Genomic DNA, 24,196 nt, shown 5'->3' on the forward strand with positions numbered 1-24,196 from the left:
CATGGAAGCCCAGGCAGGTCACAGGGTCGTGGTCGACTATAGCAGTTCCCGCAGCAGTCCCCTCTCGTTTTCGAATACAGCGTTGTCGGTTGTTCAGTCCCTTTGCCGGAGCAAAGCTATGGAACAGAAACGACCGCTTGTCTGGTTGTCAGCGGCCCCTGATGCTGAAAACACACAGCTGCCCAACCTTCCTGGCTGGCAGATGACCGTCATCAATAGTCAGCATGCCCCCGTGCTCCCAATGCCCGACTACCTGGGCAAACCCGTTGGGGTCTGTGTTCTCGCCGACCAGCCCCCCCCCACCCTGGAAAACACCAAAGGTTGGCTGGAAATGCTACCGGTAACCACCTGGTTGGCGGTGGTCGGGCGACAGCAACTGAACAACGCAATGGTGTGCCGCCTGATCCGCGACTACTGCCAGGATTACCACACTCTTCCACTGGATCATCAACGACTGATCAATAACCTTGGCCATATGTGGGGCATGCACGCCCTGAGCGCGAACCTGACTGGCCCGGAACTGCTCAGTTACCAGGACTATGTACTGGATGGTCCGTCACCGGCTATTCGTCAGGCCCGCAGCCTGTTGCGACGCTTCGCCGCAACTCAGGAACCCGTCATCGTCTACGGGGAAAACGGCACCGGCAAGGAGGCAGCAGCCCGGTTTATCCATGAACACTCGCCGCGCCACCATGGCCCCATAGCGGTCATCAACTGCGCCGCGCTACCCGAGCCCCTGACCCAGAGCGAACTGTTCGGCCATGAGCGCGGTGCCTTCACGCACGCACTGAAATCCAGAAAAGGCCGTATCGAAGCCGCCAACGGCGGCTCCCTGGTGCTATTGGGTGCCGATGAGCTTGGCCTTATGCAGCAATCTGCCATCCTGCGCTTCCTGGAGGAAGGCACAATCGAACCCGTGGGCTCGAATCATGCCGTGCAAGTCGATGTGCGGGTGATCGCCACCTGTAATACCCAACTGGACCAGAAAGTCGCAGAGGGCAGCTTCAGAAGCGACGTGTTCTATCGGCTTGGCAACCTCACGGTAACCCTGCCACCGCTCAGAGAACGTCTGGAAGACCTGCCATATCTGGCCCAACGGGCCCTGGGCACATCGGAGGGAGAACACTACCGGCTTGGCAACGCCACCTTGCTGGCCACGGCCGCACATTCCTGGCCGGGTAATCTGCGGGAACTGCAGAACCGGCTTCGGCAAGCCGTCCTGCTTGCCCGGCAATTAAGCATCCAGCCCGAAGACCTGGGCTTGCCCCCGGTCAAATTACCCACACACATCGATCAGTTCAGCCTGGAGGCATACAGAGCCCGGGCGGACCAGGAGGCCATCGCGACCAGCCTCGCCCTGACGCATCACAACGTCTCGGCGGCCGCGAGGCTTCTGAATATTTCCCGAGTCTCGTTTTACCGACTGCTGGAAAAACACCAGCTGCAACCACCATCGAACCACGGCCTTTCCAAGAAACGCGATCATGGAGATCTGTCATGAAACGTCTGGCCCTGTTCAGCTTCAGCCTATGCCTCACCCCGCTCGCCCTGGCCGCCCCCCCTGCCCCGGATGAACGCACCACCGGCACCGCCGAGCAGCGGGAAGCAGCAGCCCAGGACAGCGCAACTACCATTGCCTCCATTACCGCAGACCGGGGTATCGTCACCCGGCCCGGGCGATTTACCATCGAGCCATCGTTTTCCCATGCCCATAGCAACGCCACCCGCGTGGCGGTTGAGGGGTACACAGTCATTCCAGCCCTGCTGGTGGGGTTGATCAACATCTCCGAGATCCAGCGCGATATCTTCGTCAGCGCATTATCCCTGAAATATGGTTTCACCAGCCGGCTGGAAGGCAGCCTGAGGGTGCCCTACCTGAGCATCCGGGAGGACCTTCGGGAACGGGAAGTGTTTCAGGGAACGCCGGTCGATACCGTCCGGGAATCGTCCGGTGATGGCATCGGTGATGCCGAGTTATCGATACGTTACCAGCTCAACGATGGCCTCGATGGCTGGCCCTACCTGATCGGTACTTTCCGGACCAGGGCACCCACCGGCGAAGGCCCCTACGATGTCGACCAGCGAATCATTACCGACAGCAGCGGCAACCCCATCGGGGTAGAGCTGGCCAACCGCCCCACCGGTTCAGGCTTCTGGGCAGTGGAACCGGGACTTTCCTTTATCTACCCTAGCGACCCGGCAGTTCTGTTCGGAAACCTGAGTTACGCCTGGACTATCAAGGAAGAGCAGGGCTTTGAAAACGGTGGCACCGTCGACCCCGGCGACGTGGTGAGATTCGGCTTCGGAATGGGCTTTGCGTTTAATGAACGCACTTCGTTCAGCCTGGGCTATGATCACTCGGTCATTCGCAAAACCACCTTTGAACATGGCAACGACCTGTTCTCGTCCAACTTCGACCGAATTCAGGTGGGTTCACTGTCTTTTGGGCTGTCGCACCGGCTATCGCCCTCAACCACCATGAGCCTCACAGTGGCGGTGGGTGTAACCGACAATGCTCCAAACAGCGAGATCACCCTCAAGCTGCCGATCAATCTCTGAGGCTGATCACGGCAGCATGGGCAGACTGAAATCCCGAGGCAACCGATAGGCGCCACCGAGGTTGTTCAGTTCAATATTCAATTGGCGGATGTTCTGGATGGTGGTTCCGTTCAGGCTGTTCTGGATAACCGTCATCCAGCCACCCGAGCCGGCCACTGCGGTATCAAGCGCCAGTTTTCCTGCTCCGCTCTCCCAAGCTCCCTGAATGGATGCCAACTGGGTGCTGAGTCTGTCTGCGGCCATGGGATCATTCAAATTCGGAATGGTCAGGCGGTTCACCACCAGAGTCTGACCGTTCACGGCCAGTACCTGCTCAAGGCCGATGGAGATCTCCAGATTGTTCATCACAAAGCCGCCCCGGAGCTGATCCAGCTCGGCATCCGCCAGGCTGGTGACCGGTAACCGCAGCTCAGCATGAACCGGCCCGGCTAGCAGACTCAGAGTAATCAGAACAGCCCATCCTTTAACCATGGTCTTACCACTCCTGTGTACTGGGCCAGTATGGCAGGGTATGTCCCAATGCCGGCGAGCCAAGCCCCTTGAATAGAGGTGCCCGGGCCAGGCCCGGCCAGTCGTCCCGATCCAGAAAACTGGCTCGCCCCATATCCAGATGGCTGCGTATCACGAAGGCGGAGCCATCCCAATGCTCCTGGAATTCTGCCCAACTGTAGGCTTTAAGTCCCCGGGCCGGATCGCCCACCAGCACTTCCTGATCACTGATGCCCTTGATCACCACAAAATGCCGATAACCTCCCAGCGTTACCAGAGCAATTACCGGAACGCGAACCTGATCCCGAAGGCCGGCTAGCGGCATGCGGAATCCATCTGCCAGATAACCTTCGGACTCCAGATAACGCTTCATATCCAACATGGAGAAGCCCTGCTGACGCACTTTGTCCTGATCCGCCAGAGTCCACATGCCTTGAAATACTTCCTGCTCACTGACCTCATCGCCGTAGTGAAAAGACAACAACGATGCCAGTGCCGCCGAGCCACAGCTGAAATCGTATTCCTGCTGGAACACAGCCGAAAATCGCTGATTCTGAAAACTGGTGACAGACACCGGAACATCCCCGGCAGGCCCGGGGACCAGCACGGTTCCGGCGTGACCCGCGGTTGACAACATTCCGGCCATCACACCGACCAGACAACACCTGAAAAGCGACCGGCGGGAAAGGCCGCCACGCCTGGGCGCTACGGGAGTTGCCGACCGCACCTGACGGCTGCGTTCCTGACGGTTCCCGATGCGATTGGTAGCCATGGCGGCCGCCCCTCCTCAATGGTTGATGAGAATATTGATTTGCGTGCTGTCCTGAATGACCACCTGGTTGCCGGTGTTCTGGATGACGGTGGCAATGCCGCTCATGTTGCCGAAAGCCTGATCACTGATACGGTTGTCTCCCGTCTTGACCGGGCCAGACAACACATTGCCAGAGACCAGAGCGTTCTGTTCTGACTCATTGAGTTGCCACTGGAGCGGAATTCCCTGTCGCCCGCTGGCAGCCTCCAACTGATCAGCACTCATTGGTTCCGCATCAGGCCAATCCCCGGCCCAGCTTGCGGACGCCACAGACACCAGCGCAGCCATCAGCATCCTGTTGATGAATCTGGCCATGACACATCTCCCGACAAAACCGGGCTGCCCTGGCCGGGCAGCCCGACCTGTCTCAGTTGCTGCCACCACCGGTACTCAGGTTGGACATTACGCTTACATTGGCCTGGGTTACGCTGCCAACGCCAGCATTCTGGGCAAATGCCCCGACGCCGGTGAAGTTGGCGGAGCCACCACTGATCTCGTTACCAGTGCGGGTATCCACATAGGAACCTTCACCGTTGGCGCTGCCATAAGTGACATTGGTGCCAGAGACCGAGCCGTTAAGCTCTGCATCGTTCATGAACACTTCCAACGACAGATTCAGCGTGGTGGCGCTGTTGTCTGAGTTGTCACTGCTATCGCTGTTGTAGGAATCGGTAGCGTTGGTGGAGTTGTCAGAACTGTCACTGTTGCCACTGTCCGCGATCTTGAACGAATCGTTCACGTTGGTGCTGTTGTCTGAATTATCGGAGTTGTCAGAGTTATCTGAGTTGTCCGAATTGTCGGAGTTATCCGAGTTATCCGATGCATCGGTGTTGCCACTATCGGCAATCTTGAAGGCATCGTTCACGTTGGTGCTGTTATCGGAATTGTCAGAGTTATCTGAGTTGTCCGAATTATCGGAGTTATCCGAGTTGTCTGACATGTCATTGCCACTATCAGCAACCTTGAACGAATCGCTGACGGTGGTGCTGTTGTCAGAGTTATCCGAGTTATCGGAGTTGTCAGACGCATCGGTATTGCCACTGTCGGCAATCTTGAAGGCATCGTTGACACTGGTGCTGTTGTCCGAATTATCGGAATTATCGGAGTTGTCAGACGCATCGGTATTGCCGCTGTCGGCAATCTTGAAGGCGTCATTCAGGTTGGTGCTGCTGTCCGAATTGTCTGAATTATCCGAGTTGTTCGAATTATCGGAGTTATTGGAGTTGTCCGAATTATTCGAGTTATCAGACATGTCGTTTCCACTGTCGGCGATCTTGAAAGAGTCCGCCACATCGGTACTGTTGTCTGAATTGTTGGAGTTATCGGAGCTGTCCGAGTTATCGGAGTTGTTGGTGGAGTTGTCGTTGCCAGAGTCCGCGTTACCGGAATAGTTGGTATTGGCAGCGGAGTTGTCGTTGGCATTGTTGTTGGGGTCACCGTCCCCACCCTGGTCAGCCAGTGCAAATCCGGAGATACCCATGCTCATGGCGATGGCAGCGGCTAGCAGATTCTTCTTGGTATTCATGATGTCATGTCCTTTTGATGGTATTGGCTTAAAGGGGTCCAACCCATCCCGCCAGCATTCGGGTAAGCCAAGGTCCAGACCCGCCGAAGACAAGAGCGATTCCCGTGCCAGAAGCCAAATAAATTACTCAGGACATTGAAAAATAAAGAGAAATAAAAATCTCAAGAACACCAGAAAACAACTGTGAACTGACGAACTGTTGCGCTGGTGAAACAGCAAACGGTGGCTACATATCAGCCATTTCGCTTTTGTCCCCCAATATCAGCAACCTGGAAAAATCCGCCAGTGTTAAAAAACAAAACCCCGCAGGGCGATAGCCATGCGGGGTTTCTGGTAGCTGGCAGGCACCTGCGGGTGCCTGCCGAACAACCTGAACCGGTCGATTAACCGAACTGGTTCATGGTGTTGTCTTTACCACCGGCTTTCAGAGCCGCTTCACCAGCGAAGAACTCTTTGTGGTCATCACCGATGTTGGAACCGGCCATGTCCTGGTGCTTCACGGTAGCGATGCCCTGACGGATTTCCTGACGCTGTACGCCAGCAACGTAGGCCAGCATGCCTTCGTCACCGAAGTAGCCTTTGGCCAGGTTGTCGGTAGACAGAGCCGCAGTGTGGTACGTCGGCAGAGTGATCAGGTGATGGAACACACCAGCTTCACGGGACGCATCACGCTGGAAGTTACGGCACCACTCGTCAGCCAGCTGACCCAGCTCAGTGTTGTCGTACTCGGCGCTCATCAGCTTGGCGCGGTCGTAGGCAGATACGTCTTTGCCTTCTTCCTGCATGGCATCGAATACCTGCTGACGGAAGTTCAGGGTCCAGTTGAAGGACGGGCTGTTGTTGTAAACCAGCTTGGCGTCGGGTACCACTTCCTTGATGCGGTTAACCATGCCAGCGATCTGGCCAACGTGCGGCTTCTCGGTTTCGATCCACAGCATGTCTGCGCCGTTCTGCAGGCTGGTGATACAGTCAAGAACAACACGGTCTTCGCCAGAACCCGGCTTGAAGCAGAACAGGCCAGAGGCCAGACGCTTCGGCTTCAGCAGCTTGCCGTTGGACTTGATCACAACGTCGCCGTTCTCGATCTGGGAAGCGTCTTCGATGTACTCGCCGTCCAGGAAGCTGTTGTACTGGTCGCCCAGGTCACCCGGTTCGTTGGTTACAGCGATCTGCTTGGTCAGGCCAGCACCCAGGGAGTCAGTACGGGCAACGATCACACCGTCGTCCACACCCAGTTCCAGGAACGCCAGACGAACCGCGTTGATCTTGGACAGGAAGTCGGCGTGGGGAACGGTTACTTTACCGTCCTGGTGGCCACACTGCTTCTCGTCAGAAACCTGGTTCTCGATCTGGATACAGCAAGCACCAGCTTCGATCATCTGCTTGGCCAGCAGGTAGGTGGCTTCAGCGTTACCGAAACCAGCGTCGATGTCCGCAATGATGGGCACAACGTGGGTTTCGTGGTTGTCGATCTGCTTGATCAGCTCTTCGGCCTTGGCAGTATCGCCAGCGTTTTCAGCTTCTTCCAGGGCGCGGAACAGGTGGTTCAGTTCCCAGGCATCGGCCTGACGCAGGAAGGTGTACAGTTCTTCGATCAGACCAGAAACAGCAGTCTTCTCGTGCATGGACTGGTCAGGCAGCGGGCCGAACTCGGAACGCAGGGCAGCAACCATCCAGCCAGACAGGTACAGGTAACGACGCTTGGTGGTACCGAAGTGCTTCTTGATGGAGATCATCTTCTGCTGGCCGATGAAACCGTGCCAGCAACCCAGAGACTGGGTGTACTTGGAAGAATCGGCATCGTAAGCAGCCATGTCTTCACGCATGATCTTGGCGGTGTACTTGGCGATGTCCAGACCAGTCTTGAACTTGTTCTGGGCGCGCATGCGGGCCGCGTGCTTCGGGTTGATGGCGTTCCAGGTCGGGTTCTGCTTCAGAATGGAAGCGATTTGGTCGACGTCTTGTGCGTAAGGCATGGTCTCTATCCTTTCTACGTTTGTGTTCAAAAGGTTCGGAACACTGCTGCCAGCAGCCTCCGGAGCCAGCCACCGGCCGGGACAACCGGGCTGGTGGTGACGTTGGGCGTAACTTTAGTGCTTTCGAATTTATAATTGAAATTTATATGGTGTATTTTCGGCATTTTTTAAATGAATACACATAATCCCTGCCGACAGGCTGAAGGCCTATTATTGAGGCGGGTCATTTCGGACAGACTACAGCGTGCTATGATTCAGGCACTTGACCCAGATCAGCAACCTCCCTCACCCACGGGCTACAGGGGCATTCTGTGTTCTACGTCCGCGCCTTCAATCATTCACTCCTGCACGCACTGAAGAACCTGCTTCCCATTGTGATCGTGGTGGCGTTCTTTCAGATCGCCATTCTCCAGCAGGTGCCAGAGAACCTGTTCAGCATGGTTGCCGGCCTGTTTGTGGTTGCCATCGGTGTTGCCCTGTTTCTGCAAGGGCTCGAGCTTAGCATCTTCCCGCTCGGAAAGAGCCTGTCGAATCAGTTTGCCCGGCGCGGTTCCCTGGTCATTCTCCTGGCCTTCGGCTTTGCCATGGGCTTCTCTGCGGTAATTGCCGAGCCAGCCCTGATTGCCGTGGCCGAGCAGGCACAAACCATCAGCGGGGGGCGAATCGACAGCCTGACACTCCGGGTACTGGTAGCACTATCCGTGGGTTGCGTGGTGGCCCTCGGCGTTTTCCGGACCATTTTCGGCTACCCGATACACTGGTTCATGATTGTCGGCTACATCATCGTGGTGATCGTCACCTGGTTTGCACCCGAAGAAATCGTCGGTCTGGCCTACGATTCCGGCGGTGTCACCACCAATGTTGTGACCGTGCCGCTGATTGCCGCGTTGGGCATAGGTCTGGCTGCGTCGATCCGAGGCCGGAACCCGCTGATTGACGGTTTCGGACTGGTCGCACTGGCGGTGATGGTACCGATGGTTACCGTGCAGGTTTACGGCATGTTGGTGTACTCAGGTTCTGCCGAAGCCGAGGGTGTCCCGCTCTCACCAGATGTCGGAGAAACCAAGCCTTCCGGCGTGGTCGGCGCACTGCTGGACCTCGTCACCATGATTCGGGATGTTCTGCCCATCATCATTACGGTGCTCTTCTTTCAGTATCTGGTACTGCGCCGCAAACTTCCCAATCCACGCAAGGTCATCTTTGGTTTTACCTTGGTGATTCTGGGGCTTTATGCCTTTGTGATCGGTCTCAAGATGGGGTTGTTTCCGATTGGTACCAGCATGGCCGAACAACTGACGGCCAGAGACAACTATCTTTACGTGTACCTCTTTGCACTGATGATAGGCTTTGCCACGACCATGGCGGAACCGGCGCTGATCGCCATCGGCAGACAGGCGGAAGAAGCCGCCGGGGGAACCCTGAACGGCAATGTCATTCGCATACTGGTGGCGGTCGGGGTAGCCGTCGGCATCACTATCGGCGTTCACCGGATCATCACCGGCGACTCCATTCACTACTACATCATGGGCGGCTATATTCTGGTCGTCGGCCTGACCCTGATTGCGCCCCGCTACATCATCGCGCTGGCCTATGATCTGGGCGGGGTCACCACGTCGGAAGTAACCGTCCCTCTGGTTACCGCCCTGGGCATTGGCCTGGCCAGCAGTATCGACGGACGCAGCATTCTCATCGACGGCTTCGGGCTGATTGCCTTTGCTTCAATCTTTCCTATCGTAACGGTGATGGCCTACGCCATCGTATCCCAGTATCTTGCAGAACCACGTAAGGAGACACCATGAAATTCTCGGCACTGGTGGCCATCGTTCCTGAAGACCTGGAGCAAGAGTGTATTGATTCTGCCCGGGATTGCGGTGCCGGAGGAATCACTGTGATGTCCGGCCGGGGCATCAGCAATACCGCGAAAAAAACGTTCTTCGGCCTCACCTATGACGGCAGCCAGAGCGTGTTACTGATGGTGCTGGAGAAAGGGTTGTCGCTGGACGTACTGAAAGCCATCCAGAAAGCCATCATGCCGGATGGCAAGGATTCCCAAGGCATGATCTTTACAGTACCACTGGAACATCTCGGCGGTATCGACATGGCCCAGGTGGAAAGATTTGAACAATACCTGAAAGACTCTCTGTAACCGGAGCACGATAATGAAACTGGTCAAAGACGTGATGGTGACGGACATCATACGAATCTCCGCCTTCGCCAAGATACGCGAAGCGTTGTCCCTGATGAAACGGCACAATGTTAAATCCCTGGTGGTCGACCGCCAGAGCGAGCACGATGCCTGGGGGCTGATTACCTATACCAATATTGTCAAAACCATCATCGCGGAGGACGGGGACATTGACCTGCTGAACGTATTTGATGCCTGTGCCAAACCGGTGATCAGCATTGGTGAAAGCCTGAACGCCAGGCACGCCGCCAGCCTCATGATTCGATACCGGGTCAAACGACTGTTGGTGGTAGAGAATAATGAACTGCGAGGTTTACTCGTCATGGATGACTTGATGACAGCGTTACTTGACAATATAGACTGAGAGCAGAATGCAGGCTGCTTTCAGGAGTTACACATTAACAACTGACAATCGACGTGGCGCGCAGACAAACTGACTACTCAAATCGCAGCATTGCGACAAGCGAACCCAAGGAGTCGAAGCGTGTTGGCGCGCTGCACAAAAAACAGCACCAGCATCGTATCAAAAACAGCGGTCTTGGCGACTCTCTGTTTTTTCCTGGCCGTTACGGGGCTTTTTTCGCTCTATTCCAGTGCCTCAAGCGGGCTCCACACCCGTATCGATTTTGAGGAAAACGAGAGGGCGTGGCATCGAATGGTGTCAGGCGATAATGCCGCAAAACTAAAGCGCTGGCATGGGGTGCTTGAACAGGTAAGATCGTTTGATAATCCTGAAAAGCTTAGACATATCAATTCCTTTGTCCACGATGCACTGTCTTACCAGCTGGACAGGGCACTCTGGGGAAAGGAAGACTATTGGGCAACCCCTCTTGAAACCCTGTCCAGGGGCCGCGGCGACTGCGAGGATTATGTCATCATTCAATATATAAGCCTGCTCAACGCCGGCGTAAGCGATGACAAGCTTCGCCTTATCTATGTCCGCGCCCGAATTGGCGGGCCCTCCAGCCCCATCACCCAGCCTCACATGGTGCTTGGTTACTATCCGGAGCCCGGCGCCGAACCGCTTTTGCTGGACAGTCTGGTTGAAGACATCCTGCCTGCCAGCGAACGAACCGACCTTACCCCGGTCTTCAGCTTCAACAGTAGCGAACTCTGGGCGGCTAGTGGAGCCTCCGCGGGCAGTGCTACCGCTCGCCTGTCCCCATGGCGCAATGTACTAGAGAGAATCAAGAGCGAAGGAGTGAGCTTCAATGTCCCTCGTTAAACAGTTATGGCTGGGCACCAGTTTGCTGATTCTGACAGCTTTCCTGGCAAGCCTGGCAGCGAGTCTGGTCTCCGCGCAAAGTTACTACCAAGAGCAGTTGATGCTGAAAAACATCGATAGCGCCAACTCACTGGCACTGACCATGTCGCACTCTGAAAAAGAGCAGGCATTGATGGCGTCCTTCCTCGATGCACAGTTTTCAACAGGGCATTATCAACGCATCGAGTTGTCGCAAACAGACGGCCAGTCACTGTCTTTCACTGCTTCGCCCGCTGATCATCAGGCGCCCAGCTGGTTTCGTGTGATGTTTCCCCTGGACATTCCGCCCGGTGTAGCCACGGTTTCCGATGGCTGGGTGAACTTTGGGACGCTGTATGTCGAGAGCGCCAGAACATACGCCCAGACATCGCTATGGGTGACAGCCCAGCGCCTGTTCATTTGGCTGTGCCTCGTAGCCGTGATTGCTGGACTGATTGGCAGCTGGCTGGTGCGACGCATCAGCAGCCCATTGAACGATGTGGTGAAACAGGCTGAAGCGATTGGAGAAAAACGCTTCATCGTGTCCGAGGAACCCAACACTACGGAGTTCCGGCGCGTTGTCAGCGCCATGAACAAGCTCTCGAGGCGTGTCGAAACGATTCTGGAGTCTGAGGCAAAAGCGCTGGCAGACATGCGTGAACGGGCGCTGAATGATCCGGTCACTGGCGTTGCCAATCGGGAGTTTTTCATCAGTCAGTTAAACAGTCTGATCGATGACCCGGAGTCTGACACCAGGCACACGCTGGTTCTTCTTCGGATACCCGGATTGGCAGAACTCAACGCGCAGCTCGGACGAGATCAGGTCAATGAAGCACTCCAGATTATGTGCGGTAATGTGCTGAAAGCGCTGAGCAATAGCGATCTCTTGTTTCAGGATGCCTTCATGGGCCGCCTGAATGGGTCTGACTTTGGGCTCTTGGTCACTGGATTCCAGGATGCATCACACATTCTTCCGACCCTTGAACAGATGCTTACCGGCCCAGTCATGCGCCGGGCGAGGCTGTCAGTCTCAACATTCGACTCGACAGCGACGCACGCAGCCGTACTGATGCATGCGGACCATCTGCTCGCAACCGCCGAGCAAACCAACCAGCGAGCCGTTGTTGATGAGGACAACCCTGAGGACATTCCATTCCGCAATGCCGCCGAATGGCGCACCGCACTCAATCAGGCGCTGGAGGAGCGAGCCATCGACGTCGCCTTCCACCCCTTGATTGATCGTTCTGGTAACATCATTCAGGTCGAGGCGAAGGTGCGGCTCAAACTACTGGATCAATGGCGCCCGGCTGGCTTTTTTCTTCCCTGGGGGCGGCGGCTTGGCCTTTTACCTCACGTTGACACAGCCATGGTCCAGTATCTTCTTGAAACGTTCACGGAGCAGGGCGAACTCCCGGTTGTCGTTCATATCGCCAGAGAAACCTTACTGGATGAGACTTTGCGGCGCACCATCGTCAATCTCCTGAGCCAGCGCCACGAGCCCAGACGATCCTTCCGGCTTGAGCTGCCCGAGGAGGTCCTCGCCGAGGGAGAGCTGCTGCTTGGCCGCTTCGTCGAAGAAATACAGACACAAGGTTGCCAGGTGGGAATCAGCGGAATTGGCAAAAACCTGGAAAGCATTGCCAAGGTCCACGAGCTGGGTCTCGACTACCTGAAAACAGATCCTGTTTATGCCCAGCGGCTTGAAGACGACCCAGCCACTCAGCAATATCTCCAGCGTTTGACCGGACTGGCTCACTCCATAGGGCTGAGTATCTACCTGGCGGGCGCAAAGACAGACGGATGCGTCCAGGCTGCCTGGAATGTGGGATTAGACGGGGTCACCGGGCCGGGCGTGAAGTCAGGCAATTAATCAAAATCGAACAGATCGTCTCCGCTGTTATCAATCAAATTGAGGTGATCGTCCTGCCCCCGCATGGACTTTCGTTCCATCAGCTTGGCTTGGGCTTCCGAGGGCAAATCGGTAAAGCGTATGACACCTTTCATCGCCAACAGGTCCACCAGGTCCTCAATGACCCGAATGAGGGAAGAATCCGACGCCCTGAAGCGGACGTCGGCATCGACGTCAGCGCGGCTGTAAAGAAAGGCTTCGACAGAGGGATCGTCGTCTGGAGCCTCAACGAAACCGGCTAAAGGCTCCTCACTGACAGCAACAACTCGGCCGGACTGGTTACGCCTGATGAACATTGTCTTGCTTCCTGTTGGCAAGCTGGCCATTCACATAAAGCATCAACTGCATACGGTCCTTAACGGCCAGCTTCTTGAATATGGCCCCCATATGTTCCTTGACAGTGCGTTCGGTAATGCCGAGGTCTGAGGCAATCTGCCGGTTACTCAACCCCTTGGACGCACTTAACGCAACTTCAGTTTCTCGGCTGGTCAGCGACTGCAAATCGCCTTTTGGCTCATGCCCCTGATCCGACTCGACGGCACGTGCAACCGACTGCAACAGTGAACTCAGGAGATTCTCCGGAAACCACAAACCGCCTGCCAGAATCGTCTTGGCGACCTGGCGGAAGACCTTATCGTTTGATAACGCTGGCAGATAAGCCCGCGCTCCGCACGCCAGACTTCGGTTCATTTCAGCGGCTTCGGGTAGCCGCGCGAGCACAGCCACACGAATACCAGCCTCGGAAAACATGCGCACACATTCTTGCCAGCCCGGCACATCGGAACTTATCCAGGCCACCGAGGCTTTCGGCATCGACACATGCTGCCCATCAACCATTTGCTGGGGCACCCCAGGCAATACCCGCTCCCAGTGGCCCAGAGGGCGAAAAGCACGACCATACAGCAGAATAGAGGACTCTGTTTTCATCGCTCGCTCAGTGCCAGAGAAGTAGCGCGCACCACGGGCTTGAGCAGGTACTCAAGCACTGTTTTCTGCCCGGTCAGGATGTCTACCTGTGCCGTCATTCCGGGGATAATGGCAAATTGCTCCGAAAATCCCTGAGTTTCAGTGCGCAGTCTTGTCAGATAATAGGTGTTGTTGTCTTCATCGGTGATCGTGTCTGCACTGATGTGCTCAACCGTTGCCCTCAGCCCGCCAAAAACCGCAAAATCATAGGCGGTAAACTTGACGATGGCTTCCTGGCCCTTCTGGATAAAAGCAATGTCTTTGGGCGACACTCTCGCCTCGACCAGCAATTCATCGTTCAGCGGGACGATTTCTACCACGTCCTGGCCTGGCGAGACCACACCACCCACCGTTTTCACAAACAAGCGCTGAACGGTGCCGTCAACCGGTGCAACAATTCGGGTTTTGCTGACGCGATCCTGTAATCCATCCAGTGTCTCGAGAGTCGCCGCCAGCTCGCTGACTGAGTCCGACAACTGCTCACGCCAGCGATTGGTCATAACCAGCCCGGTTTCCCGTATCTTCGATTCTGCTTCCAGAATAGCCGACCGCGAACGCGTGATCGCAGCCTCAGCCTGAGCAAGCTCACCCCGCGCATTCGAGATTTCTCTCTCCAGCTTGATCAAGTCGACTTCTGAAACCGCTCCCGAGGCCAGCAAGGGTCGCTTAAGTTCAAGTTCCCTGGACGCCAGTTTCAGCACTTCCTGGAATTGCCGGCGGGCCGACTGAGCCTCCTCAAGATCGGCCTGACGCTGTTGCAACTGTTGGCGATGAATCGCCTCCTGCTCCTGCATTTCGCGGCGACTGTTTTCAAACAAGGAGCGCTGGACCGTGACAAGTTGTGGAGAACGCTCAATAAACTCAGGCGGGAACGTGAGCTCCTTGCCCTGAACGAGAGCCTCTAGCCGGAATATATCGGCGGTCAAGGATAATTCCCTCGCTTTCTGCTCGGCAAAGTCAGAATCGAAGCGGGTCGATTCAATGCTAACCAGCAATTGCCCTTTCTTGACCAGTTCGCCTTCCTGCACAGACAGAACCTCAACGACGCCTCCATCCAGAGACTGCACCACCTGCAGTTGCGTCGAGGGAATCACCCGGCCATCCCCTCGAGCGACCTCATCAATCGGTGCCAAGCCGGCCCAGACCAGCAACGCAATCACAGTCAGAAAGATCATCCACAACAGCGCTCTCGGCCGGATCGGCTCCTGCTGAATGCGGGCCCACTCACTGTCTACTTCCCACCCACGCTGATCCGGGACGCGCAGCCAACGCCCTGCCAGCTTCTCAAGCCAACGTTCCGGACGCTTGCCAACACGCTCAGCGCCCTTGCCAATCCGGTGAAAGCTCTTCTCGGCCAATGACGAGGACGGCTCATTGTTCTCGCTCACGAGGCCCCCCTTATCTTACCCTGACGCAATGCCTCGACGACCGTTGCTTTTGGTCCATCCGCGACAATCCGGCCGCCATCCAGCACAATAATCCGGTCCGCCAGTTCCAGCAACGAGGTTCGATGCGTGACCATCAACAGCGTCTTGTTCTCCGCCGCTTTGGCCAGACTGCGCTTGAAGTGTTCTTCGCTACTGTGATCCAGAGAGCCCGTGGGCTCGTCCAGCAGCAGAATGGCGGGATCACCCACCATCGCCCGCGCGATGGCTAACGCCTGACGCTGCCCGCCAGACAGTCGCTGGCCACGCTCACCAACCTGCAGATCAAACCCATCTGGCTGTGCATCGACGAACGACTTCAAACCGCTGAGTTCTGTTACCCGAAGCAGTTCCTCATCGGACACCGGCCGGGAAAGCGTGATGTTGTCTCTGAGACTCCCGAAAAAGAGCTCTACATCTTGCGGCACATAGCCAATATTGTTTCGAAGTTCCGCCGGGTCTAACTGACGAACATCCACATTATCCAGCGACAAGGTACCTGCGGAGGGGTGGTGTAGTCCAAGCAACAGGCGTTGCAGCGTACTTTTGCCCGAGCCGTTTCGCCCCAGAACCGCCACCCGCTCACCTGGGTTCAGTTTCATTGAAACGCCGGTGAGCGCGGCCTGCCCGGCGTCCGGATAACTGAAATGCACATCCCGAAGTTCCACCCGACCACTCAAGCGAGGGCGCGAGACCCAGTCCTTTCCGGCTTCACGCTCCTGTGGCAAAGCCATGATATCGTCGAGGGTTCGGAGCGCTGTCGCTGCCTGGTGATACTGAGCCAGCAAACCGGCAGCCTGACTGACCGGCGCCATGGCACGCGAAGACAACAGATAAGCAGCGATCAGGCCACCCTGGGTCAACTCACCGTTGATGATCAGATATACCCCGAGGATGATGATTGAAACCGCAACCAGGTGCTGAACCCACTGCGCACCATTCTGAAGACTGGCAGAGATGAATTTCAGGCGAGCTCCAACGTTGCTGATATATAGCGATGTGCGCTCATAGGCTTCCTGTATCCGGCTTTCAACGCCGAAACTCTTGACCGATTCCAGGTTCGCGAGACCCTCTACCAGAGTCGCATTCCGCTGGGAACTCGCCGACATGCTCTCTTCGGACAAGTCCCGTAAACGGCGCTGCGCGATGGCGGCATAAATTACAAGGCCGAGCGCCCCCACCAGCACTGGAATGCCAAGGGGCCAACTGATTAGCACAATCACCACCAGGAACAGAAGCATAAACGGCAGGTCGACCAATCCCACCACGGTCATGGAACTGACAAACGAGCGTACAGATTCAAACGACTGAACATTTGCGGCAAATGCGCCCGCAGATTGTGGACGATGTGCCAGGCTGAGTCCCAACACCCGTTCCATAATCGTCGCGGACAGTTTCGCATCCGCGCGACTGGCGGCCAGATCAATGAACCATCCGCGCATCAGGCGAAGAACCAGATCTGCACAAAGGGCGATCAGAAGCCCCACCGCCAGGACCCACAACGTATGCGTGGCATGGTTGGGCACCACGCGGTCGTACACGTTCATGACAAACAAAGGCATGGCAACCGCGAAGACATTGATCAACAGCGCGGCGATACAGATATCACGATACAGCTTGCGATTCTCGCCAATGACACTCCAGAACCAGTGCCCGCCCTGCGCCGCCCGTGTTCTGGTTGCGCGCTGATCAAAGTGAAATCTCGGGCGACAATAGATCACTGTCCCTGAGTAGAGTTCGGATAACTGTGCAGAGGTAATCTCCGTTTCTGACTCGGGCAGCTCGGGAAAAACGACCGATGCCAAGCCTCCCTCCGCATCAAGCGAGTGAACGACACACGCACGTTCATTATTCAACAACAACACTGCAGGCAGCAGCGCGGTATTGATTGATGACAATGACTGTTGACAGACCTGGCTGCTAAAACCCAGTCGCCGAGCGCCTCGACCAAACAGCGAGGGCGTCAGTCGGCCCTGGTCAAGGGGTAATCCGGAAACAATGGATTCTCCGGACGCCTGGCGTCCATGTAATTTGCAAAGAACGCGCAGGCACGTTAGCAAGTCATCCTGCCGGTGATCTATTGCAGAAGTTTCCACGCCTCTCCTTATCTATGCCGAAATGGAGATATCAGTTTCCTGCAACCTCTTGCGCCTGCAGAACACGAATATCGACCCTGCGGTTGGCGCTCACTGCCGCCTCGGAAGGCTGGGAAAACCGGGGCTGATAAAATCCCTGACCTGTGAGCTTTAGTCGAGTTCTTTCAATAGCATAGTCGTTAACCAATGTCTCTGCGACCGCTTCCGCCCGGCGCATCGAGAGTTCCCGATTATAAACCGGCGCCCCCGTTCTGGAAGCATGGCCAACGATCTCCGCTTGCGCATCCGGATTAGACACGAGGTACTGTCCGAGATCCCTCAGGTAAGCCTCACTGGCAGACGAAATGTCGGCAGAATCATTGGCGAACTCAATCACCATTGTTTTTACCACCTCAGGGGGTTCGGCAATGGTACAGCCGCGAATATCCACCTTGCTGCCTGCCGGCGTTCCGGGACACTGATCTTTATAGTTCTTCACCCCATCACCATCGGAATCGAGCAACAACCGGACCGACTGGTCCACTTCAACGGCCGGGCACATGGCGTCTGTAAACGGGAGCGGAGAGGCGCCAAGGTCGTCCAGGGAGGGAAGACCGTTTCGAACCAGCCCCAGAGACACAACCAATTGCCCCATCTCGGCCTGAACGCGCGCCACTGCCAGTTTCTGATCGTAGATTGCATTCACATAGGCACGGCTGGCATCGAAGTATTCGTTCTCCGCATCCAACACATCCAGCAAGGTGCGTTCACCAATATCAAACTGATCTTTGTAAGCTGTCCGCACCCGCGCTGACGAGAGGCGGTGGTTGTTGAGAATCGGAATCTGGCTCTCCAGATTGCGCACATCGTTGAAGGCAATCTGAACTTCCTGGCGAATATCAACGCAGGCTTTGTCACGAAGATCCTTGGCTACATTGACCCTGTCGTAGGCACTGCGCACCCTGGCCCGGTCGGCGCCACCGCGATACAGATTCATACTCAACTCAAGACCAACCCGGCCATCGGTCTCGGAATCGTCGAAGCCCAGATCGTCATACGAGCGATGACCATAGCTGGCCACCAGGTCCAGCTTTGGATGAAAGCCTGAACGACTTTCCTCAACGCTGGCCTCTGCCGCCCGGATCTGCCGATGCGCGGCACGGAAGGACGGATTCGCTTCATAAGCAATACCCAGGGCCTCCTGTGCAGTCGCTGGTACAAGCTCAACCCCGATCATGACCTCATCCGGCTGACTGGGTGCTTTTTCTCCTATGATTCTGAGATAACGAGCCCGAACGTCGTGCAAATTACTGGCTACCGTGAACAGATTGGCTTCGGCCAGTGATAAACGTCCATTGATCTGCTCGAGGTCTGCTGCTCTCGCAACGCCCGCCTCGGCACTTGAGCTTACCTGTTCATACACATCCTGGTGTGTCTGCAGATTATTCCTGGCCAACTCCAGAAGCTCTTGCTGACGGCTGACGTCAAGATACGCTCGCAGGGCTTCAAGGCTGGTGTCTTCAATCTGGGCGAGCAGCTCAAAATAACTGACCAGTTGTTCCTCTTCAAAGCGCTGAACGGCACTTCGGGTCTGAAAGCCATCGTAGAGCATCTGGGTCAGGGTCAAACGACCGTCGTAGCCATCAAACTCACTGACTTCGCCATAATTGCGATGTTCCCAGCCATAACGGGCCGTCGCGTCCAGAGAGGGCTTATAATCCCCTTTTGCGGCCGATTTGTCGTGGCCGGCAACCAGAAACTGGTGCCAGCTCGCCTGAACTTCCGGATTGTGCTCAATAGCATTTCTGACCGCCTCCAGCACACTACCCTCTGCAACAGGTTGGCTGCCATAGGTCTGCGCAGCGGTGATCGCCGGCGCAGTCATACAAGCCAAGATCGCAAACGCAACAGCCCGGCACTCCAAGACCTTTCTTACCATTAAAAGCTCCAAAATCATCACACGAATCATGGCACCACGTTGTTCACTGCTGACCAACGCTCAAGTTACGAGGCTACCCGCATTATCGCCCACCCGGCCCGAAAAAACCGGCCGTCAATTGTACAGAAATCACGCAAAAAAAGATGAATTTTACAACTGTTTACAATCAAACACAGGGAATCTACCCAACCTGTACCTGAGTCCAGTAGGCGACGATTGGCAGACAGTCTACTGTAAACGACACTACGAAGTTTCTTAAATTCACTTGCTTGTTCGATTTTGCAATATAGAGGAACGCCATGAGCATCACGATCGCGATCGTTGTTAACGTTACCGGAAACGCTTGGGCAGAAGCTCCCGACGGGAGCCACCGCCTGCTGCAACCGGGCGACGCACTGATGCTTGGCGAGCGCCTGATTACAGCTGATGACGGGCGGGTCACGCTGGACTTTGGCTATAACAACGAAGCCACCGTCGATAGCGGTGTCTCCATACTGGCCAGCGCGGAATTAGCCAATAATTTTGTCCCGGCAGCGACCGACAATTCACTGGAAGACAGCAGCGTTGAACAGGCTCTGGCCGCCATCGAAGATGCTCTGGGCTCGAGCCTTGATGATATAGAAGCTCCCGCAGCCGGTATTGACGGTGGCAGTGCGGGCGGCAGCAGCTCTGTTCGCCTCGCAAGGATCGTCGAGAATATTAATGGCGCCGATATCAGCTTGAACCTGCAGTCCCTTGATAGCGAGACGCCCCTAATTAATGACGGTGGTGTTACGACCGGGTCCACCGCCGAGGCCCAACCATTGCCGGGCAGTATCGCCATTGACAACGTTTCTCCAGTGACTGGCGACAGCAATAACCTGATCGTAAACGGCAACAGCAGCAATCTGTTGGCCGGCAACAGCATCATCGTTACCGTGACTGATCAAAACGGGAATTCCGTTTCACAAACAGTCACGGCAGGGCCGGATGGCAAATTTACTTCGGTAATCTCCCAGTTTCCGAATATGGTCGACGGCCCGATTACCGTCGGGGTATCGGCGCAAGGATCGGATGGCAATCTGGTGTCTGCCACAACAGAAGGCTCCCTGGATCTGATCGCCGGCAGCGTATCTGTTACATCAACGATCACGGATCACAGTAGCCAGACCCTGGGCCTGGATGGCACGACCACGGATATTGCACCAGGCAGCGCCGTGACCATTGTGGTTACCGATAGCAATAACAACAGCCTTACAACCACAGCGACGGTGGGGGATGACGGCTCGTTCTCACTCACGGGCGTCGATATATCAGGCCTGGTGGATGGCGATCTGGCCATTACCGTTACCGGCGAAGATCGCAACGGTAATGCCGTTACCGACTCGGCCAGCGGTTCTTTCGACGCGACTGCTGGTGCTCTGACTGTCTCTCTTGACACCGTGGATAACACGGCGCAAACCGCGAACCTGTCTGGTACCACCACGGACGTTGCGCCGAATGAGCAAGTTGCGATTACCATTACCGACTCTGCTGGCAATATCGTGAACGCCATCGCCACCGTCGGTGCGGATGGCTCCTACAGCCTGACCGGTGTCGACATCTCCAGCCTGGTCGATGGCAGCCTGACCGTGGAGGCCTCGGCTCAGGACCGTAATGGCAACGCCTTGACTGACTCGGCCAACGGTGCCCTCGATGCCACCGCCGGTGATCTGACGGTCTCTGTCGGCACCATCGATAACACGGCGCAAACCGTGAACCTGTCCGGCACCACCACGGACGTCGCGCCGAATGGGCAAGTTGCGATTACCATGACCGATTCGGCTGGCAATATCGTGAACGCCACCGCCACCGTCGGCGCCGATGGTTCCTACAGTCTGACCGGCGTCGACATTTCCAGTCTGGTCGACGGTGACCTGACCGTGGAGGCGTCCGCGCAGGACCGTAACGGCAATGCTGTGAGTGACTCGGCCAACGGCACCTTCGATGCCACCGCCGGTGATTTGACCGTCTCTGTCGACACTGTTGATAGCACAGCTCAAACCGCGAACCTGTCCGGCACCACCACCGACGTGGCCCTGAACAGCCAGGTTGACCTAACCGTCACCGACTCCGCCGGCAATGTCGTCACTGCCACCACGACTGTCGGCGCCGATGGTTCCTACAGTCTGACCGGCGTGGACATCTCCAGCCTGGTCGATGGCAACTTGACCGTGGAAGCCACGGCTCAGGACCGTAACGGCAACGCTGTCTCCGACTCGGCGGCAGGCTCACTTGATGCGACTACCGGTGCTCTGACCGTCTCTCTTGACACCGTGGATAACGCAGCGCAAACCGTCGACCTGTCCGGCACCACGGCCGATGTGGCGCCAAACAGCCAGGTTAACGTGACCATCACGGATTCCACTGGCATTGTCGTTAACGCGACCACCACCGTCGGTGCGGATGGCTCCTACAGTCTGACCGGCGTCGACATCTCCAGCCTGGTCGATGGCGACCTGACCGTGGAGGCCTCGGCGCAGGGCCGTAATGGCAACGCCTTGACTGACTCGGCCAACGGTGCCCTTGATGCGACCGGCGGTGCTCTGACCGTCTCCGTGGACACCATCGACAACACGGCGCAAACCGTGAACCTGTCCGGCACCACCACGGACGTCGCGCCGAATGAACAGGTCAGCATCACCGTCACCGACTCCGCCGGCAATGTCGTCACTGCCACCACCACCGTGGGTGCCGATGGTTCCTACACTCTGACCGGCGTCGACATTTCCAGCCTGGTCGATGGCGCCCTGACCGTGGAAGCCTCGGCTCAGGATCGCAATGGCAATGCCGTGAATGATTCGGCCAACGGTGCCTTTGATGCGACCGGCGGTGCTCTGACGGTCTCTGTCGACACCATCGACAACACAGCGCAAACCATGAACTTGTCCGGTGCTACCACGGACGTGGCGCCAAATGAGCAAATTGCGATTACCATCACCGACTCTGCCGGTAATGCCGTCACTGCCACCACCACCGTGGGAACCGATGGCTCTTACACTCTGACCGGCGTCGACATTTCCAGTCTGGTCGACGGCAACCTGTCCGTGGACGCTTCCGCGCAGGATCGCAATGGCAATACTGTGAGTGACTCGGCTACTGGCAGCTTTGATGCCACTGCTGGCGATCTCGCCGTGACCATTAGCAACGTCGATAATGGTGCCCAGACTATCGATCTGTCCGGCACCACGACCGATGTGGCGCCAAACAGCCAGGTTAACGTGACCATCACGGATTCCGCTGGCAATCTCGTTAACACCACCACGACTCTAGGCGCCGATGGCTCCTACACTCTGACCGGCGTCGACATTTCCAGCTTGGTCGACGGCGACCTGACCGTGGAAGCGTCCGCGCAGGATCGCAATGGCAATGCTGTGAATGATTCGGCCAACGGCACCTTCGATGCCACCGCCGGTGCTCTGACCGTCTCTCTCGACACCGTGGATAACGCAGGGCAAACCGCGAACCTGTCCGGCACCACCAAGGACGTGGCGCCGAATGAGGAAGTCAGCATCACTGTCACCGACTCCGCTGGCAATGTCGTTAATACCACCGCCACCGTGGGCGCCGATGGCTCCTATTCCCTGACCGGCGTAGACATCTCCAGCCTGGTCGACGGCGACCTGACCGTGGAGGCCTCGGCCCAGGATCGCAACGGCAATGCCGTCTCCGATTCGGCTACCGACAGCGTCGATGCCACCGCCGGTGCTCTGACCGTCTCCGTGGACACCATCGATAACACGGCGCAAACCGCGAACCTGTCCGGCACGACCTCGGACGTGGCGCCGAATGAGCAAGTTGCAATTACCATTACCGATTCGGCTGGGAATATCGTGAACGCGGCCGCCACCGTCAGTGCTGACGGCTCCTACACCCTGAACGGCGTGGACATCTCCAGCCTGGTCGACGGCAACCTGACCGTGGAAGCCTCGGCTCAGGATCGCAATGGCAATGCCGTGAATGATTCGGCCAACGGTGCCCTTGATGCGACCGACGGTGCTCTCACCGTGGCCGTCGCCAATATCGACAACACAACTCAGGCGATTGATCTGTCCGGCACCACCACGGACGTCGCGCCGAATGAGCAAGTTGCGATTACCATCACCGACTCTGCCGGTAATGCCGTCAATGCCACCGCCACCGTGGGTGCCGATGGTTCCTACACCCTGACTGGCGTCGACATTTCCAGCCTGGTCGACGGCAACCTGACCGTCGAAGCCACGGCCCAGGATCGCAATGGCAATGCCGTGAGTGATTCGGCCAACGGCAGCTTAAATGCCATTGCTGGCGATCTCACCGTTACCTTGGACACCGTCGATAACGCGGCGCAAACCGTGAACCTGTCCGGCACTACCACGGACGTGGCGCCGAATGAGCAAGTTGCGATTACCATTACCGATTCGGCTGGCAATATCGTGAACGCCACCGCCACCGTCGGCGCCGATGGCTCCTATAGCCTGACCGGCGTCGACATTTCCAGCTTGGTCGACGGCGATCTGACCGTCGAAGCGGCCGCGCAGGATCGCAATGGCAATGCTGTGAGTGACTCGGCCAACGGCACCTTCGATGCCACCGCCGGTGATTTGACCGTCTCTGTCGACACTGTTGATAGCACAGCTCAAACCGCGAACCTGTCCGGCACCACCACCGACGTGGCCCTGAACAGCCAGGTTGACCTAACCGTCACCGACTCCGCCGGCAATGTCGTCACTGCCACCACGACTGTCGGCGCCGATGGTTCCTACAGTCTGACCGGCGTGGACATCTCCAGCCTGGTCGATGGCAACTTGACCGTGGAAGCCACGGCTCAGGACCGTAACGGCAACGCTGTCTCCGACTCGGCGGCAGGCTCACTTGATGCGACTACCGGTGCTCTGACCGTCTCTCTTGACACCGTGGATAACGCAGCGCAAACCGTCGACCTGTCCGGCACCACGGCCGATGTGGCGCCAAACAGCCAGGTTAACGTGACCATCACGGATTCCACTGGCATTGTCGTTAACGCGACCACCACCGTCGGTGCGGATGGCTCCTACAGTCTGACCGGCGTCGACATCTCCAGCCTGGTCGATGGCAG

18 protein-coding genes are annotated in these 24,196 nt (G+C 56.8%); 8 read left to right on the top strand and 10 right to left on the bottom strand.

Annotated elements, in window-relative coordinates:
* Positions 1 to 118 precede the first annotated feature (118 nt).
* On the top strand, positions 119 to 1,501 hold the full coding sequence (locus C7436_RS10095; RefSeq protein ID WP_121207733.1) for a sigma-54 dependent transcriptional regulator: 1,383 nt from the start codon (positions 119 to 121) through the stop codon (positions 1,499 to 1,501).
* Positions 1,498 to 2,559: a transporter gene (locus C7436_RS10100; protein WP_121207734.1), complete on the top strand. Its 1,062-nt coding sequence runs from the start codon at positions 1,498 to 1,500 to the stop codon at positions 2,557 to 2,559. The genes C7436_RS10095 and C7436_RS10100 overlap by 4 nt, the downstream gene beginning before the upstream one ends.
* Positions 2,560 to 2,565: 6 nt before the next feature.
* Here C7436_RS10100 and C7436_RS10105 read toward each other — a convergent pair whose 3' ends face one another.
* From C7436_RS10105 to C7436_RS10125, 5 genes are all read right to left on the bottom strand, one after another.
* Complete coding sequence (locus C7436_RS10105) at positions 2,566 to 3,030, bottom strand: hypothetical protein (protein WP_121207735.1); 465 nt, start codon at positions 3,028 to 3,030, stop codon at positions 2,566 to 2,568.
* Positions 3,031 to 3,034: 4 nt separating this feature from the next.
* Complete coding sequence (locus C7436_RS10110; protein ID WP_228198092.1) at positions 3,035 to 3,685, bottom strand: C39 family peptidase; 651 nt, start codon at positions 3,683 to 3,685, stop codon at positions 3,035 to 3,037.
* Positions 3,686 to 3,835: 150 nt separating this feature from the next.
* Positions 3,836 to 4,174, bottom strand: a complete 339-nt coding sequence (locus tag C7436_RS10115) for a hypothetical protein (RefSeq protein ID WP_011786875.1) — start codon at positions 4,172 to 4,174, stop codon at positions 3,836 to 3,838.
* Positions 4,175 to 4,226: 52 nt separating this feature from the next.
* Positions 4,227 to 5,384 (bottom strand): hypothetical protein, encoded by a 1,158-nt coding sequence (locus tag C7436_RS10120; protein ID WP_121207736.1) that lies wholly within the window; start codon positions 5,382 to 5,384, stop codon positions 4,227 to 4,229.
* A gap of 383 nt (positions 5,385 to 5,767) precedes the next feature.
* On the bottom strand, positions 5,768 to 7,360 hold the full coding sequence (locus C7436_RS10125) for an isocitrate lyase (RefSeq protein ID WP_121207737.1): 1,593 nt from the start codon (positions 7,358 to 7,360) through the stop codon (positions 5,768 to 5,770).
* Between the two features lie 311 nt (positions 7,361 to 7,671).
* Between C7436_RS10125 and C7436_RS10130 the strand changes: the two genes are divergently transcribed.
* The 5 genes from C7436_RS10130 (at position 7,672) to C7436_RS10150 (ending at position 12,658) form a co-directional block, all read left to right on the top strand.
* Positions 7,672 to 9,159: a DUF1538 domain-containing protein gene (locus C7436_RS10130; RefSeq protein ID WP_121207738.1), complete on the top strand. Its 1,488-nt coding sequence runs from the start codon at positions 7,672 to 7,674 to the stop codon at positions 9,157 to 9,159.
* Positions 9,156 to 9,506: a P-II family nitrogen regulator gene (locus C7436_RS10135; protein WP_014422735.1), complete on the top strand. Its 351-nt coding sequence runs from the start codon at positions 9,156 to 9,158 to the stop codon at positions 9,504 to 9,506. Before C7436_RS10130 ends, C7436_RS10135 begins: the two co-directional genes overlap by 4 nt.
* 13 nt (positions 9,507 to 9,519) lie before the next feature.
* Positions 9,520 to 9,909: a CBS domain-containing protein gene (locus C7436_RS10140; protein ID WP_121207739.1), complete on the top strand. Its 390-nt coding sequence runs from the start codon at positions 9,520 to 9,522 to the stop codon at positions 9,907 to 9,909.
* A gap of 291 nt (positions 9,910 to 10,200) precedes the next feature.
* Positions 10,201 to 10,770, top strand: coding sequence for a transglutaminase-like cysteine peptidase (locus tag C7436_RS10145; RefSeq protein WP_228198093.1), 570 nt, complete (start codon positions 10,201 to 10,203; stop codon positions 10,768 to 10,770).
* The gene (locus C7436_RS10150) at positions 10,757 to 12,658 is read left to right on the top strand and encodes an EAL domain-containing protein (RefSeq protein ID WP_014422739.1); all 1,902 of its coding nucleotides are present in this window, start codon (positions 10,757 to 10,759) and stop codon (positions 12,656 to 12,658) included. Before C7436_RS10145 ends, C7436_RS10150 begins: the two co-directional genes overlap by 14 nt.
* Here C7436_RS10150 and C7436_RS10155 read toward each other — a convergent pair.
* Genes C7436_RS10155 through C7436_RS10175 form a run of 5 tightly spaced genes read right to left on the bottom strand, consistent with a single transcriptional unit; the run spans position 12,655 to position 19,101 of the window.
* Positions 12,655 to 12,993, bottom strand: a complete 339-nt coding sequence (locus C7436_RS10155; protein WP_014422740.1) for a hypothetical protein — start codon at positions 12,991 to 12,993, stop codon at positions 12,655 to 12,657. The genes C7436_RS10150 and C7436_RS10155 overlap by 4 nt on opposite strands.
* Positions 12,977 to 13,624, bottom strand: a complete 648-nt coding sequence (locus tag C7436_RS10160) for a helix-turn-helix transcriptional regulator (RefSeq protein ID WP_014422741.1) — start codon at positions 13,622 to 13,624, stop codon at positions 12,977 to 12,979. The genes C7436_RS10155 and C7436_RS10160 overlap by 17 nt, the downstream gene beginning before the upstream one ends.
* A complete protein-coding gene (locus C7436_RS10165) occupies positions 13,621 to 15,051 on the bottom strand; it encodes an HlyD family type I secretion periplasmic adaptor subunit (RefSeq protein ID WP_014422742.1) in 1,431 nt (476 codons plus the stop codon). Before C7436_RS10165 ends, C7436_RS10160 begins: the two co-directional genes overlap by 4 nt.
* Positions 15,048 to 17,183 (bottom strand): type I secretion system permease/ATPase, encoded by a 2,136-nt coding sequence (locus tag C7436_RS10170; RefSeq protein ID WP_014422743.1) that lies wholly within the window; start codon positions 17,181 to 17,183, stop codon positions 15,048 to 15,050. Before C7436_RS10170 ends, C7436_RS10165 begins: the two co-directional genes overlap by 4 nt.
* Positions 17,184 to 17,214: 31 nt before the next feature.
* Complete coding sequence (locus C7436_RS10175) at positions 17,215 to 19,101, bottom strand: TolC family outer membrane protein (protein WP_228198094.1); 1,887 nt, start codon at positions 19,099 to 19,101, stop codon at positions 17,215 to 17,217.
* 299 nt (positions 19,102 to 19,400) lie between these two features.
* Here C7436_RS10175 and C7436_RS18755 point away from each other — a divergent pair.
* A partial coding sequence (locus tag C7436_RS18755) for a hypothetical protein (protein WP_228198095.1) occupies positions 19,401 to 24,196 on the top strand: 4,796 nt, incomplete at its 3' end.

The organism is Marinobacter nauticus (assembly GCF_003634635.1).
Classification (GTDB): domain Bacteria; phylum Pseudomonadota; class Gammaproteobacteria; order Pseudomonadales; family Oleiphilaceae; genus Marinobacter; species Marinobacter nauticus.